The organism is Microbacterium sp. GbtcB4 (genome assembly GCF_019091465.1).
Taxonomy (GTDB): domain Bacteria; phylum Actinomycetota; class Actinomycetes; order Actinomycetales; family Microbacteriaceae; genus Microbacterium; species Microbacterium paraoxydans.
Genome location: NZ_JAGXJJ010000746.1, coordinates 1 through 230 on the forward strand (window position 1 = coordinate 1; position 230 = coordinate 230).

Below are 230 nucleotides of genomic sequence, written 5' to 3' on the forward strand. Positions count from 1 at the left end.
GGTGGGGCCCTACGAGGCGGTGGCCGCAGGAGGCGTGAACGGCGCCGAGGGCGGCACGCCCTGGTACGTGCCGGAGGATCTGGCGCACTTCAAGGAGACCACCCAGGGCGCGCCGGTCGACATGGGGCGCAAGACCTGGGACTCGCTGCCCGAGCGATTCCGTCCCCTGCCCGGCCGCGGCAACATCCTCGTGACCCGCCAGCAGGACTGGACGGCGGGGGGCGCCCGCC

General features: G+C 74.8%; 1 protein-coding gene. It reads left to right on the forward strand.

Translation table 11 applies throughout. The features are described 5' to 3' along the window. Position 1: 1 nt before the first annotated feature. The coding region (locus tag KVS71_RS19485) for a dihydrofolate reductase (RefSeq protein ID WP_217585346.1) at positions 2-230 on the forward strand (229 nt) is incomplete at its 3' end.